This window comes from Rhizobacter sp. P2_H2, assembly GCF_056403375.1.
In genome coordinates this window covers 1-607 of record NZ_JBFUFP010001776.1, presented here as the reverse complement: position 1 = coordinate 607, position 607 = coordinate 1, and the positions used below count along the sequence as shown (strand labels likewise).

The following is a 607-nucleotide window of genomic DNA, read 5'->3' as shown; positions in this document are numbered from 1 at the left end:
TACACCGGCTTTGCGCAACCCGGGCAGGTAGTCATCCGGCGAACGGCCATCGGCGTCTCCACGCAGGTACAAGAGCGGCGTTTCAATGGCCTTCGGATGCGCGTTGTGCTCGGCGTCGGCGGCGAGCGCTCGGTACCAATCAAAGCCAGCCTTCAAGGCCTCGGGCCGCGCATAGGCTTCGGCAAAGCGCGCTCGGTACGCCTCGGTCACCGCCTTGGCGTCACCCGCCAGGATGTTGGTGAAGTAGTCGAAGTACGGCCGCTGCCGGCCCTGCACCATCGTCTCGGGCAGGTCGGGAATCGCGTGAAAGGCGAAATGCCAGATGTGTGGATCGGCAAGCAGCTTCCCCCAGGGATCGAGGCCGGGCACGACGGTGTTGGTGACGACCGCGCCACGGATGCGCAGGCCGTGGTCGCGGGCGGCGGCGAAAGCGATCATGCCGCCCACGTCGATGCCTGCGACGATGATGTCGCTGCCACCCGCCTGCTCGGCCGCAGCGATCAGCACGTCGGCGAGCGCCGTCTTCTCGGCTGATCGTGGCGCGCCACGAGACTCGCCGATCTCCGGCAGATCGGGCGCGAGGACGAAGAAGCGCTCGGACAAGTCG

Annotated in this window: 1 protein-coding gene; it reads right to left on the bottom strand. The window is 67.2% G+C overall.

Annotated elements, in window-relative coordinates; genetic code table 11:
- Window positions 1-607: alpha/beta fold hydrolase (locus AC1D15_RS36145; protein ID WP_477829879.1), on the bottom strand; the 607-nt coding region annotated here is incomplete at both ends.